The 12,200-nt window shown below is 61.8% G+C and carries 15 protein-coding genes; 3 read left to right on the forward strand and 12 right to left on the reverse strand.

What is annotated here, in order from left to right; all coding sequences use genetic code 11:
• Nucleotides 1-3: 3 nt before the first annotated feature.
• The 8 genes from fabF to H7F36_RS21840 all read right to left on the reverse strand — a co-directional run bounded on the left by fabF (nt 4) and on the right by H7F36_RS21840 (nt 6,394).
• Complete coding sequence (fabF, locus tag H7F36_RS21805) at nt 4-1,248, reverse strand: beta-ketoacyl-ACP synthase II (RefSeq protein WP_187052727.1); 1,245 nt, start codon at nt 1,246-1,248, stop codon at nt 4-6.
• A 58-nt stretch (nt 1,249-1,306) separates the two neighbouring features.
• On the reverse strand, nt 1,307-1,546 hold the full coding sequence (gene acpP, locus H7F36_RS21810; RefSeq protein WP_187052728.1) for an acyl carrier protein: 240 nt from the start codon (nt 1,544-1,546) through the stop codon (nt 1,307-1,309).
• Between the two features lie 99 nt (nt 1,547-1,645).
• The gene (gene fabG / locus H7F36_RS21815; RefSeq protein WP_187052729.1) at nt 1,646-2,389 is read right to left on the reverse strand and encodes a 3-oxoacyl-ACP reductase FabG; all 744 of its coding nucleotides are present in this window, start codon (nt 2,387-2,389) and stop codon (nt 1,646-1,648) included.
• Between the two features lie 40 nt (nt 2,390-2,429).
• Entirely contained in the window at nt 2,430-3,383 is a 954-nt protein-coding gene (gene fabD, locus H7F36_RS21820; RefSeq protein ID WP_187052730.1) for an ACP S-malonyltransferase, read from the reverse strand.
• A 31-nt stretch (nt 3,384-3,414) separates the two neighbouring features.
• The gene (locus H7F36_RS21825; protein ID WP_187055152.1) at nt 3,415-4,392 is read right to left on the reverse strand and encodes a beta-ketoacyl-ACP synthase III; all 978 of its coding nucleotides are present in this window, start codon (nt 4,390-4,392) and stop codon (nt 3,415-3,417) included.
• Nucleotides 4,392-5,444, reverse strand: a complete 1,053-nt coding sequence (gene plsX / locus H7F36_RS21830; protein ID WP_187052731.1) for a phosphate acyltransferase PlsX — start codon at nt 5,442-5,444, stop codon at nt 4,392-4,394. Before plsX ends, H7F36_RS21825 begins: the two co-directional genes overlap by 1 nt.
• A 97-nt stretch (nt 5,445-5,541) precedes the next feature.
• Complete coding sequence (gene rpmF, locus H7F36_RS21835) at nt 5,542-5,724, reverse strand: 50S ribosomal protein L32 (protein WP_007830466.1); 183 nt, start codon at nt 5,722-5,724, stop codon at nt 5,542-5,544.
• Between the two features lie 121 nt (nt 5,725-5,845).
• A complete protein-coding gene (locus tag H7F36_RS21840; protein WP_187052732.1) occupies nt 5,846-6,394 on the reverse strand; it encodes a YceD family protein in 549 nt (182 codons plus the stop codon).
• 36 nt (nt 6,395-6,430) lie between these two features.
• Here H7F36_RS21840 and H7F36_RS21845 point away from each other — a divergent pair, with 36 nt between their 5' ends.
• Genes H7F36_RS21845 through H7F36_RS21855 form a run of 3 tightly spaced genes read left to right on the forward strand, consistent with a single transcriptional unit; the run spans nt 6,431 to nt 8,939 of the window.
• On the forward strand, nt 6,431-7,012 hold the full coding sequence (locus tag H7F36_RS21845) for a Maf family protein (RefSeq protein WP_187052733.1): 582 nt from the start codon (nt 6,431-6,433) through the stop codon (nt 7,010-7,012).
• Nucleotides 7,009-7,767 carry an SAM-dependent methyltransferase gene (locus H7F36_RS21850; protein WP_187052734.1) on the forward strand — a complete coding sequence of 253 codons (759 nt, stop codon included), beginning with the start codon at nt 7,009-7,011 and terminating at the stop codon, nt 7,765-7,767. Before H7F36_RS21845 ends, H7F36_RS21850 begins: the two co-directional genes overlap by 4 nt.
• 2 nt (nt 7,768-7,769) lie before the next feature.
• The gene (locus tag H7F36_RS21855) at nt 7,770-8,939 is read left to right on the forward strand and encodes an MFS transporter (protein ID WP_261802437.1); all 1,170 of its coding nucleotides are present in this window, start codon (nt 7,770-7,772) and stop codon (nt 8,937-8,939) included.
• 45 nt (nt 8,940-8,984) lie between these two features.
• Here the strand turns inward: H7F36_RS21855 and H7F36_RS21860 are convergent, their stop codons facing one another.
• Genes H7F36_RS21860 through H7F36_RS21875 form a run of 4 tightly spaced genes read right to left on the reverse strand, consistent with a single transcriptional unit; the run spans nt 8,985 to nt 12,159 of the window.
• Nucleotides 8,985-10,028 carry a S49 family peptidase gene (locus H7F36_RS21860; protein WP_187052735.1) on the reverse strand — a complete coding sequence of 348 codons (1,044 nt, stop codon included), beginning with the start codon at nt 10,026-10,028 and terminating at the stop codon, nt 8,985-8,987.
• A 12-nt stretch (nt 10,029-10,040) separates the two neighbouring features.
• Complete coding sequence (locus H7F36_RS21865; RefSeq protein ID WP_187052736.1) at nt 10,041-10,406, reverse strand: Rieske (2Fe-2S) protein; 366 nt, start codon at nt 10,404-10,406, stop codon at nt 10,041-10,043.
• Nucleotides 10,403-11,089, reverse strand: coding sequence for an HAD family hydrolase (locus tag H7F36_RS21870; RefSeq protein WP_187052737.1), 687 nt, complete (start codon nt 11,087-11,089; stop codon nt 10,403-10,405). The genes H7F36_RS21865 and H7F36_RS21870 overlap by 4 nt, the downstream gene beginning before the upstream one ends.
• The gene (locus tag H7F36_RS21875) at nt 11,086-12,159 is read right to left on the reverse strand and encodes an RluA family pseudouridine synthase (protein WP_410003053.1); all 1,074 of its coding nucleotides are present in this window, start codon (nt 12,157-12,159) and stop codon (nt 11,086-11,088) included. The genes H7F36_RS21870 and H7F36_RS21875 overlap by 4 nt, the downstream gene beginning before the upstream one ends.
• Nucleotides 12,160-12,200: the final 41 nt, after the last annotated feature.

Raw genomic sequence — 12,200 nt, forward strand, 5'->3', positions numbered from 1 at the left:
TGCTCAAGCGCGCTTGAACACCAGCGTGCCGTTGGTGCCGCCGAAGCCAAAGTTGTTTTTGACAGCCACGTCGATCTTCAGGTCCCGCGCTTCGTTGGCACAGTAGTCCAGGTCGCACTCCGGATCCTGGTTGAAGATGTTGATGGTCGGCGGGCTCTTTTGATGATGGAGCGCGAGCACCGTGAAGACCGATTCGATGCCTCCGGCGCCGCCCAACAGATGGCCGGTCATCGACTTGGTCGAATTCACGACCAACTTCTTCGCATGTGCGCCGAAAGCATTCTTGATGGCGTTGGTCTCATTCACGTCGCCGATTTGCGTCGAGGTGCCATGCGCATTCAGATACTGCACTTCGTCGGCGTTCACGCCCGCGTTGGTCAGCGCCATGGCCATCGAACGGCGCGGTCCGTCCACGCTCGGCGCGGTCATGTGATAAGCGTCCGCACTCATGCCGAAGCCAGAAATCTCAGCATAGATCTTGGCGCCGCGCGCCTTTGCGTGCTCGTACTCTTCGAGCACCACCACGCCGGCGCCCTCGCCCAATACGAAGCCGTCTCGGTCTTTATCCCAGGGGCGCGATGCCGTCTTCGGATCTTCGTTGCGCGTCGAAAGTGCGCGCGCGGCCGCAAAGCCTCCAATGCCAAGTGGCGACACGGTCGCTTCGGAGCCGCCGGCCACCATCACATCGGCGTCGCCGTACTCGATCATTCGAGCCGACAGACCAATGGCATGAAGACCCGTGGTGCAAGCCGTGACGACAGCAATATTCGGTCCCTGAAACCCGTACTTGATCGACACGTGACCTGAGATCATGTTGATGATCGACGCCGGCACGAAGAAAGGTGAAACGCGGCGGGGCCCACGGTTGACCAGCTCAGCGTGCGTGGCTTCGATCATCGGCAGACCGCCGATGCCCGAACCAATGTTGCAGCCGATGCGGGTGGCTTCTTCGGGCTCCAGCGCATCGCCGGTTTTGAGGCCGCTGTCTTGTACCGCCTGCATGGCTGCCGCCATGCCCAGGTGAATGAAACGGTCCATATGACGCGCTTCTTTCTCCGAGATGTACTTCGTGATGTCGAAGCCCCTCACTTCGCCGGCAAACTTGCAGGCAAAGGGACTGGCGTCGAAGGATGTGATGGTGTCGATGCCCGAATTGCCAGCCAACAAGTTGGTCCAGGATTCGGCCACCGTGTTTCCGACAGGAGCGATGCAACCGAGTCCGGTCACGACGACGCGGCGTTTGGTCATGCCGGCAACCTTTCTGGGAGCGTCGGGCCGGGAACATGCCCTCGGCCCAACCGGCCGTTCAGGCCTTTTGATTCTTGGATGCGTAGTCGACGGCGTTTTGAACCGTCGTGATTTTTTCTGCGTCTTCGTCAGGGATCTCGATGCCGAATTCGTCTTCGAGTGCCATCACGAGTTCGACCGTGTCGAGCGAGTCAGCACCGAGGTCTGCAACGAAAGACTTTTCGTTGGTGACCTGGGACTCTTCCACGCCGAGTTGTTCGGCAATGATTTTTTTGACACGTGCTTCGATATCGCTCATTTGATTCCCTCTGGGGGTTGTAAGTAATCGGTGGATTTTAGCCGGGCGGATTGTGGCATTTGCCGCACTGCCCAGACCGGGAAAGATTGCGCCGGAGAACTACATGTGCATGCCGCCGTTGACGTGCAGTTCTTGCCCCGTCACATAGGCTGCCTGCGGCGAAGCAAGGTAGGCGACTGCATGTGCGATGTCTGCGGGCTTACCCAGATGTCCCAATGGGATTTGCAACAGCAGCGCTTGCTGCTGGGCAGGCGGCAAGCCAGCTGTCATGTCGGTTTCGATGAAGCCGGGCGCAACGCAGTTGACGGTGATGTTACGGCTGCCCAGTTCGCGCGCCAATGCGCGCGTCATGCCTGCCACACCCGCTTTGGCGGCCGCGTAGTTGGCTTGGCCCGCATTACCCGACGCGCCCACCACGCTGGTGATGCTGATGATGCGGCCGTAGCGCTGCTTCATCATCGGACGGATGACAGCGCGGGACACGCGAAACACCGCTTTTAGGTTGGTGTCGAGGACGGCATCCCAGTCATCGTCTTTCATGCGAATCGCGAGGTTGTCCCGCGTCACGCCGGCGTTGTTCACCAGCACGTGGATCGCGCCAAAGGCCTTTACGATCTCTTCGATCAGTGCCTCGACGGCCGGGGCATCGTTGACGTCGAGCGAGCGACCACGTCCATCGAAGGCCGCCAGCGTCGAGCTGATTTTGGCCGCGCCGTCGTCGGTGGTTGCGGTGCCGATAACCTTCAGGCCACGCTGCGCGAGTTCGAGCGCGATGGCGGCACCGATACCACGCGACGCGCCGGTGACCAAGGCGACCTGTCCTTCGAATTTTGGAGTGCTCATATCAAGGGGAGTGCTGCAGGCTGTCTGCTGTCGGGGCCGGTCAGCCGGCGAGCGAGTGTTTAGTTTCGGCGAGCGTCGCTGGGTCGTATACAGACCCCGCCATCAGCTCGGGAGCGATGCGCTTTGCCATTCCCGCCAGGACCCTGCCCGGCCCGCACTCGATGATGGCGCCGACGCCGCGTGCTTTCAAGGCCAACACAGTTTCGACCCAGCGAACCGGACCGGCCGCTTGCCGCACAAGTGCGTCTCGAATGCGATCGGCATCAATTTCGACATTCACATCGATATTGTTGAGGACAGGCATCTGCGGCGTCGACAAAGCGACCGTCGCGAGTTTGGCGCGGAGGGCTTCAGCCGCTGGCTTCATCAGACTTGAATGAAAAGGCGCCGACACCGGCAACAGCAGTGCGCGCTTGGCCCCGTTCGCCTTGAGCAGTTCGCACGCCTTGTCGACCGCGGCTTTGCTGCCGGCGATCACCGTCTGCATCGGATCATTGAAATTCACGGCTTCGACGATTTCGGCGCTGTCAGCGCCGAAGCTCGCTGTCGCTTCAGCGCAACCTGCGATGACTTTGGCGCTGTCCAGGCCGAGAACGGCCGCCATGGCACCGGTTCCCACCGGAACAGCCTTCTGCATCGCTTCGGCCCGGAAGCGAACCAACGGAGCGGCCTGCGCCAACGTCAACACGCCGGCGGCCACCAGCGCGGAATATTCGCCGAGCGAATGGCCCGCCAATACGCTAGGCATCGCGCCGCCTTCTGCACACCAGGCACGCCATGCCGCCACGCCGGCAACCAGCATCACGGGCTGGGTGTTCGTGGTGAGCGCGAGCGCCTCTTTTGTGCCGTTCTTGATCAACGCTCCGATGTCTTCGTCCAGAGCATCGGAGGCTTCGCGAACGGTTTCGACGACCGCAGGATGGTCGCCCCAACCGTCGAGCATGGCCACAGCTTGAGAGCCCTGACCCGGAAAAACAAAAGCGAAAGATGTCATATTTTTATGTCTCCGACGAAGCCGCAGCACTCTACAAATTCAGTAGCACTGCACCCCAGGTGAAGCCACCGCCGACGCCTTCGAGCATGATGATGTCGTTCTTCTTGACTTTGCCAGAGCGCACTGCTTCGTCGAGCGCCAGCGGAATCGAAGCAGCAGACGTGTTGCCGTGCTCGTGCACGGTGACGATCAGTTTTTCGAGTGGCAACTTCAGCTTCTTGGCCGTACCTTCCATGATCCGGATGTTGGCCTGGTGCGGGATGAGCCAGTCGATGTCGGCTTCGGTTTTGCCCGCTTTGATCAGTGTGGCCCGCGCAGCATCTTCCAGCACGCGCACGGCCAATTTGAAGACAGCCTGGCCATCCATGTGCAGTAGCGGTGTTCCAAGGACCTTGCCGCCAGAAACGTGTCCCGGTACGCACAAGATGCCGACGTGCTTGCCGTCGGCATGGAGATCGCTCGCAAGAATGCCGGGTTGATCGCTCGCCTCAAGGACGACAGCACCGGCACCGTCGCCGAACAGGACGCAGGTAGTGCGATCGTTGAAGTCAAGAATGCGGGAGAACACCTCGGCGCCGATGACCAGCGCGCACTTCGCTGTTCCGGTCTTGATCAGGGCGTCGGCCACTGTGAGCGCATAAACGAATCCACTGCAAACCGCTTGCACATCGAAGGCCGGGCAACCCGCGATGCCCAGTTTGTGCTGAAGGATCGCGGCGGACGAAGGGAACACCATGTCCGGCGTCGATGTCGCCACGATGATCAGGTCGATGTCGCTGGCCTTGCGCCCGGCCGATTCCAGCGCGTGTTTTGCAGCTTCGAGCGCAAGGTCGCTGGCACCGATATGTGGCTCGGCGAAATGACGGGCATGGATACCCGTGCGATCGATGATCCACTGGTCGGAGGTTTCAATGCCCCGCAGCGCCAGATCGGCTGCGAGTTCGTCGTTGGTCACCCGGCGCGGTGGCAAAAAGCTTCCGGTACCGGTGATGCGTGAAAAAGGAATCATCAAGCGTGAAGCGCCGCAGGTGCGACCGGCGCCGTCGAATCATGCCGAGCAAGCAGTGGCGCGGCATGGGCGATGCGGGTTCGCACGCGATCTAGCAAGTTGTTGCGAGCGGCATCATAAGCGCGATCCAAAGCGTGCCCGAAGGCCACTGCATCCGCGGAACCATGGCTCTTGAACACCAAGCCACGCAAGCCCAACAGCGCAGCGCCGTTGTACCTACGGTGATCCAAGCGACTTTTAAATGCTTTTAGAACCGGATACGCAACGACGGCTGCTGCTTTGGTGAAGATGTTTCGCGAGAACTCTATTCGAATGAACTCACCAATCATCGACGCCACACCTTCGCTCGCCTTCAACGCGACGTTGCCAACAAAACCGTCGCACACCACGATGTCGGTAGTTCCCTTGAATATATCGTTGCCCTCGACGTTGCCGTAGAAGTTCAAATCCTGGGAATTAGCAGCCATTCGAAGCAATTGGCTGGCTTTTTTGATCGTATCGCTCCCCTTTATCGCTTCTTCACCGACGTTTAAAAGTCCCACCGTCGGGGATTCGTTGCCGGTAAGCGCCGACACGAGCGCGGAACCGAGGACCGCGAACTGGAGCAGGTCCTCTGCATCGCAGTCGATATTGGCACCCAGATCAAGCACGGTGGTGGCACCACCCTTGATATTCGGCAACTGCGGCGCAATGGCAGGCCGGTCGATGCCATCCATTGTCTTAAGCAAATAGCGGGCGATTGCCATCAAAGCACCCGTGTTACCTGCCGAGATTGCGGCTTGCGCGGATCCATCCTTCACCTGCTGGATGGCGACCCGCATAGACGAATCCTTCTTGCGCCGCAATGCGACCTCGATCGGGTCGTCCATTGCCACCACTTCGCTTGCCTGGATAAGCGTCGCCCGCGGATGTGAAAAGCCGGCCAATGCAGCCGGTGCGCCTACCATCAGCAGAGCGGCTCCGGTATGCCGATCGAGAAAGGCACGACAAGCTGCAAGCGTGACGCTGGGACCGTGGTCGCCGCCCATGCAATCCACGGCAAGCGTGATCACAGGAGGCACAACGGATGAGGCAGAAGACGTAGCCATCAAAACAAAGGCCCGACGCTACGGAAAAAGTAGCATCGGGCCTTGGCCTTGGCGTGCGAAATCAGGCTTCGGACTTGTTCTTGAGCACCTGACGGCCACGGTAGAAACCGTTGGGGCTGATGTGGTGGCGCAAGTGCGTTTCGCCCGTGGTCGGCTCGACGGCGATGCCGGGAACCACGAGTGCGTTGTGCGAACGATGCATGCCGCGCTTTGAGGGCGACTTTTTGTTTTGCTGGACGGCCATGATGGCTCCTGGGCTGATAAGGGGGTGAGTGGATGCGCTTCAGGGCTGCAGGCCCCGAGACCGAAAGTGGCGCACGCGAAGCCCATGATTATAGCCCAGGCATTGAGGTTTCGCCAGTCGGCTACTCGCCCTTGCGTGGTCGCAAGGCGCCCAGCACGGCAAACGGATTGGGCTTGGCGGCCTCGGACTTATCGAAATCCGCGTCGGCCACCGATAGTTTGACGGGCACAGGACAAACGTCGTGCACCGGGGTAATAGGGATTTCCATCAGCAACTCGTCTTCGACAAGCTCCTGCACGTTGAAATCGCGGCTGGTCACGAGGAGGTCTTCTTCGGAGCCATCGTCCTCGGCTTCAGCGGTGGTCTCGTCCGCCACGAAGCGGAACCAGCGGTCGACCGCCAGTTCGGTATCGACCGGCGTCAGGCATCGCTGGCAAACCAGTGGCACGGCGGTGCTGGCGACGAGATGAAGCCAAGGCACCGTACCGCCGGTCGCGCCGGGGCGCTGTGCGCCATGCGCTTCCCATCGGACGGCAATGTCGTCGGCCGGGTCGGCAAGTTCAGACACTAGGCGCGGGTATTTTGCAATCAGGTCGACTGCCGCGAGCGTGCCTTCTTCGGCAGCAAAGCCAGCCACATCCAGCCGCGTGGGGGCGAATTCTCTGTTCATTTGCGCCAGTCTAGCGCTCCCGCACAATCGCGGTTCATGCAACGCACTCTCATTCTGGCTTCCACATCCCGATACCGTCGCGAACTGCTCGACCGCCTGCGACTGCCCTTCGAAGTTCACGCACCCGATGTTGACGAAACGCCACATTCGCAAGAGACGCCAAGAGCGCTTGCCGAGCGCCTCGCGCTTGAAAAGGCGAACGCCGTCGCCACCCGATTTCCCGAAGCCATAGTGATCGGTTCCGATCAGGTCGCCGACCTGGCCGGCGAAGCGCTGGGCAAGCCCGGCGACCATGCTCGCGCCGCGGCCCAACTGCGGCGCATGCGCGGCCAGACACTGATATTCCAGACAGCAGTGGCAGTCGTGTGCCACGCCACCGGCTTTGCTCAGCGCGACATCGCTCCGGTGCGCGTCGTCTTTCGCGAACTCGGCGACGACGCCATCGAAAACTATTTGCAGGCAGAACAACCGTACGACTGCGCCGGCAGCGCCAAGAGCGAGGGCCTAGGTATCGCGTTGCTTGACGCCATCGACAGCGACGACCCGACGGCTCTCGTCGGCCTGCCGTTGATTCGGACCTGCCGAATGTTGCGCGCCGCCGGGATCGAACTGCTTTGACGCCCGGCAAGCTTTATTTGGTCCCGGCGCCGCTCGACTTCGGTTGCGACGTCCAGGCGCCGCTGCAAGACGCGCTGCCGCTCGGCACGCTGCAGACGGCTGCGGGCATTACCCACTGGATCTGCGAAAACGCAAAATCTGCGCGGGCTTACCTCAAGCGCATCGACACCGTGGCACCACTGGCTGCACCGTTGCAGGCGCAGCAGATCCAAGAACTGCCACGGGAAGTTCACAAAAAAGGCGACCACGCCGGCCAATTCGATGCCAAGCCGCTATTGAAAGCTGCACTGGAGGGGCATGACATCGGTCTGCTCAGCGAAGCCGGCATGCCCGCTGTGGCCGACCCGGGCTCGTCTGTCGCACGCGCTGCGCACGAGTTGGGAATTGCCGTCGTGCCGCTGACAGGCCCGGTATCGCTGTTGCTGGCACTCGCAGCCAGCGGGTTGAACGGCCAGAACTTTGCCTTCGTCGGCTACCTCCCGCAGGATGCAGATGCCCGCAACCAACGCATTCGCGAGCTCGAAACGCTGGCGTTGCGCACTGGGCAAACGCAGCTCTTCATCGAGACACCGTATCGCAACACTGCGATGCTCCAGGCGTTGACGCAAACGCTGCAGCACAACACACGGCTCTCAGTGGCCCGCGGCTTGACCTTGCCGACGGCGAGCGTTCGAAGCGACACGGTTAAGGCCTGGCGCGCCAAGACGATCGCCGTGGATGAACGGTTGCCCGCGGTATTTGCGATCGGACGCTAGCGTTGGGTGCTGCATCGACCATCGATCGGGCTGTCGAAGGCGTCACCGCCATCACACGTTGGGCGATCCGCTCGCAGTTCTTTTTCTCCGGGTTCATCTTCGCGACATGGGGCGTCCATGTGCCGACCGTAAAGGCGCACTACGCCATCGACGAGGCGCAGTTGGGCTTTGCCATGCTCGCCGCCGGTTTCGGCGCGCTGGCCGGCTTGTCGCAGGCAGGCCGCCTCATCGGCCGGTACGGCGCGGGGATCGTTGGCGCGCTGTGCGGATGCGTCTATGCGCTGCTGCTGGCCGGACTGCTCTCGATGCCCGGCTACACGTCGCTGCTGCTGTTGCTGGCCGGCTTCGGCCTCGTGACGAGCGTGTTCGATGTGGCCATCAACACCGAAGCCGCGCAACTCGAATTGCGCAGCGGCAAGACATTGATGAGCGGCATGCACGGCATGTTCAGTCTCGGCGGCATGGCAGGCGCCGTCAGCGGCAGCGCAGCGCTCGCTGCGGGTTTGCCGCCGCGTTGGCACCTGATCTTGGTAGCGGCCGTGATGGCGCTCGGCATCGGTTTGTCCGCAGCCTGGATGTCTCCGAAGGCGCCCGCGACAAGCGCACCGCCTGAACCGGGCTCTCGACTGCCGCACGGCGCACTCGTGATCCTCGGTGTGCTGGCCGCGCTCGGATTGATTGCCGAAGGCGCCATATACGACTGGAGCGTGCTCTATCTTCAGCAGGAGCTCGGCAGCCCGCAGCAGCAGGCGGCGCTCGCGTATGCGAGCTTTTCGGGAGCGATGGCGGCCGCGCGTTTTGCTGGAGATGCCATGCGCGCTCGTTTCGCGCCGGCCGTTCTGCTGCGCTGGAGTGCGCTGCTGGCAGCGGCATCGATGTCCGTCGTATTGATCACCGAGATGCCGTGGCTCGCTCTGGTCGGCTTTGCTGGCGTAGGCGTGGGCTTTGCCAACGTCGTGCCGATCCTGTTTTCCGCATCGGCACGCGTGCCCGGCGTCGAACCTGCGCGCGGCATCGCAACCGTATCGGCTGCAGCCTATCTGGGATTCATGGCCGGGCCACCGGTGATCGGCCTGCTTGCCCGACTCGGCTCTCTGACTGCGGCTTTGTATGTCGTCGTCGTGTTCGCCGTGGCGCTGGCGGCATCAGCCCGATACGCCGACGGCCGCTGAAATTGCAAGCGACCGAACTTGGCTTGACGCGGCTTTCAGCGCAACTTATCGCAGTGCAGGGACTGTATGCAGCGCACGAACGGAGGCATCGCCCATCGCAGCGCCAAATTTCTTGGCGAGCTTCTCGGCCACGTTGTCGCGGCGCGTGTAGTCGATGACTTCTTCGGCCTTCACGATTTCGCGCGCCACGTAATCGACATTGCCCAACTGGTCGGCCAGGCCCAGATCGATGGCTTGCTGACCGCTCCAGAACAAGCCACTGAACAGGCCCGGGGTGCTCAGCTTGAGCCGATCACCGCGGCCGGTCTTCACCACATTGATGAACTGCTCGTGGATCTGGTCGATCAGTTGCTGCGCATGAGCGCGTTGCGCGTCGTTGACCGGGCTGAACGGATCGAGAAAGCCCTTGTTCTCGCCGGAAATGATCAAACGTCGCTCGACACCGAACTTCTCCATGGTGCCGGTGAAACCGAAACCGTCCATCAGCACGCCGATGCTGCCGACGATACTTGCCTTGTCGACGAAGATCTTGTCGGTTGCCGCAGCGATGTAGTACGCAGCCGAGGCACAAGTCTCTTCAACTACGGCGTACACAGGCTTGTTGTACTTGGCCTTCAGCCGCTTGATCTCGTCGCTGATGATGCCGGCCTGCACCGGGCTACCGCCGGGCGAGTTGATCAGCAGCACCACCGCCTTCGCTCCATCGTCCTCGAACGCGGTCTTCATCGCAGCGACCACGAATTCGGCGCTCGCATCGGCGCCGTTGGCGATCTCGCCCTTGATCTCTACGACTGCCGTGTGCGACGTGGTCTTGGCGGTCGTCGGCGTGGCGCGCGACACTCCAAACCACACCAGGAAGATGAAAAAGAGCAACCAGCTCAGCCGCACGAACGTCTTCCAGCGGCGCGTCGCCTTTTGCTCTTTCAACGATGCGAAGGCAAGCTTCTCGAGTGTCGCGCGCTCCCAACCGATCGTCTGTGTCGGATCGCCTCTGCCTGTGTTCTTCGGAGCGCTGTGGGGAGGTGGAACGGGCGCTGCGGGATCAAAAGGCTCAAAACCTTCAGGTTCCGTGCGGTTCGGGTCGGTCATGTGGAAAACGGCTTAAAAGGCCAGAGGTTGCAGGTTCCAATCAGTATGCCAGTGCACCACGCCGCCACTCTCGCCGAGGGTGATCTTGACGAGGCCACCGCGGCACGGTCCACCGACGCATTCCCCAGTGTGCGGCGCATAAACGGCACCATGCGTTGCGCACATCAGCCACTGACCGCTGTCGTCGAAAAATCGGTTGGGCTGGAAGTCCATTTCCATCGCGACATGGCTGCATCGATTCAAGTAGGCATGCGGCACACCATCGAAGCGGACCGCGAAGCCACGGCAGGTCTCGCCGGCATAGACGACATCGAACGGCACGGCACGGTCGCCTTCCACGAGGTCGGACGAGCTGCACAAGGGAATCGCCCGGGTCATGCGTTGGCTGCCAGCCACCCCTGCAGGTCCGCAACCGAATGCGCAGTGTGGAGAGGCTTGAACGCATCGAACGCCGCCGGTTCATGGGCGCCATAACTCACGCCGACGCTGGCACAGCCCGCGTTGATGGCCAACTGAAGGTCGTGCGTCGTGTCACCGATCATCAAGGTGCGCCCAGGGGCAACGTCGAGTTCTTCCATGAGTTCGAGCAACATGCGGGGATGCGGCTTGCCCGCAGTCTCGTCGGCCGTGCGCGAGGCGTCGAAGCGATCGCGCAGCGCTACCGTTGCCAGCGCATCGTTCAATCCGCGACGCGACTTGCCGGTGGCGACCGCGAGCTTGTGGCCGCGCGTGCGCAGCGCGTCGATCATCTCCAGCACTCCATCGAAGAGCACCAGATCGTCCTGGTGCTGCAGATAGTGATATCGGTAGCGGGCACCCAATTCGACGTACTTTTCTTTCGGAACGTCGGGAGCGGCGCGCGCCAGCGCTTCCGCAAGCCCCAGGCCGATGACCCAGGCCGCGTCGTCCTCGCTCGGCTTGGCACCGCCGACGTCGATCACCGCCGCCTGGATACAGCGCGCGATGAGACGCGTGGAGTCGTAGAGCGTGCCGTCCCAATCGAAGGCGATCAGGTCGAAGCGGAGGAGTCTGGAGGCGTGCGAATTGATGGAATCGGTCATGCGTCGGATGTCGGGGTCGGATGTTGGGCGAGTGCGTCGAGCGCCGATGGCGGCATCAGCGCGTGAAGTTCGGGGGGAAGATCAGTCTGCAGTGAAACGCGCTCGCCGCTTGCCGGATGTGTGAATTGAAGACGCCAGGCATGCAGAAACATTCGCTTCAGCCCGAGTTTCGCCAAAGCGCGCTGTCGGTCGGATTCGCCGTACTTGTCGTCGCCCGTGATCGCATGGCCAGCCGAAGCCAGGTGAACCCTGATCTGATGGGTGCGTCCGGTCTTGATTGTCACGGCTAGCAGCGACACCGGTGCCGCATCTCCAGGCAACGTGAGCCGCGCGAGCACGCGCACCAGCGTGACGGCGCGCATCGCATCCGGATGGTCCTTGGCAACCACCCGCACGCGGCGCTCTCCAGCCTCCGGCGCGCCGTCTTTGCCGGGCAGCAGGTATTTGGCGAGCGGCGCGTCCAGCACCTTCTTGTTGGCAGGCCAGGCTCCTTCGACGAGCGCCAGATAGGTCTTGCCAGTTTCACGTTCGCGAAATTGTTCTTGCAACGCGGTCAGCGCGCTTCGCTTTTTTGCGACCAGCAGAATTCCGGACGTGTCGCGATCCAACCGATGCACGAGTTCCAGAAACTTCGCCGTCGGGCGCGCGCTGCGCAATTGTTCGATGACGCCGAAGCTAACGCCGCTGCCGCCATGCACCGCCACGCCGGCAGGCTTGTCGATCCCGAGCAAGGCGTCGTCTTCCAGCAGCACCGGAAACTGCCGTCCCGGCGCGGGCCTTGCTGCGTTTTCTTCCACGCGTGCAGAAATGCGCACCGGCGGTAGCCGCAGCACATCGCCAAATCCGATCCGGGTCTCGGCTTGCGCCCTGCCCTTGTTGATACGCACTTCGCCGGAGCGGATGATCCGGTAGACGTGGGTCTTGGGCACGCCCTTCAAATGGCGGAACAGAAAGTTGTCGAGTCGCTGCCCGGCCGACTCTTCATCGACTGTCAAAAATTTGACAACCGAATCCAGCGAGCCCGTTTCAGTGGCCGCGGAGGCCGGCTTCACACCTATAATGTTTTTCACCAGCGCGGTCATGTAAGTGCTTGATTAGACAGAAGTTTAGA

Origin of the sequence: Variovorax sp. PAMC28562, assembly GCF_014303735.1 — a bacterium.
Taxonomy (GTDB): Bacteria; Pseudomonadota; Gammaproteobacteria; order Burkholderiales; family Burkholderiaceae_C; genus Variovorax.

What these genes read in the sequence shown, in the direction of transcription:
- fabF (WP_187052727.1), bottom strand. Translation starts at nt 1,248, where the DNA reads ATGACCAAACGCCGCGTCGTCGTGACCGGACTCGGTTGCATCGCTCCT.
- acpP (WP_187052728.1), bottom strand. Translation starts at nt 1,546, where the DNA reads ATGAGCGATATCGAAGCACGTGTCAAAAAAATCATTGCCGAACAACTC.
- fabG (WP_187052729.1), bottom strand. Translation starts at nt 2,389, where the DNA reads ATGAGCACTCCAAAATTCGAAGGACAGGTCGCCTTGGTCACCGGCGCG.
- fabD (WP_187052730.1), bottom strand. Translation starts at nt 3,383, where the DNA reads ATGACATCTTTCGCTTTTGTTTTTCCGGGTCAGGGCTCTCAAGCTGTG.
- H7F36_RS21825 (WP_187055152.1), bottom strand. Translation starts at nt 4,392, where the DNA reads ATGATTCCTTTTTCACGCATCACCGGTACCGGAAGCTTTTTGCCACCG.
- rpmF (WP_007830466.1), bottom strand. Translation starts at nt 5,724, where the DNA reads ATGGCCGTCCAGCAAAACAAAAAGTCGCCCTCAAAGCGCGGCATGCAT.
- H7F36_RS21840 (WP_187052732.1), bottom strand. Translation starts at nt 6,394, where the DNA reads ATGAACAGAGAATTCGCCCCCACGCGGCTGGATGTGGCTGGCTTTGCT.
- H7F36_RS21845 (WP_187052733.1), top strand. Translation starts at nt 6,431, where the DNA reads ATGCAACGCACTCTCATTCTGGCTTCCACATCCCGATACCGTCGCGAA.
- H7F36_RS21860 (WP_187052735.1), bottom strand. Translation starts at nt 10,028, where the DNA reads ATGACCGACCCGAACCGCACGGAACCTGAAGGTTTTGAGCCTTTTGAT.
- H7F36_RS21865 (WP_187052736.1), bottom strand. Translation starts at nt 10,406, where the DNA reads ATGACCCGGGCGATTCCCTTGTGCAGCTCGTCCGACCTCGTGGAAGGC.
- H7F36_RS21870 (WP_187052737.1), bottom strand. Translation starts at nt 11,089, where the DNA reads ATGACCGATTCCATCAATTCGCACGCCTCCAGACTCCTCCGCTTCGAC.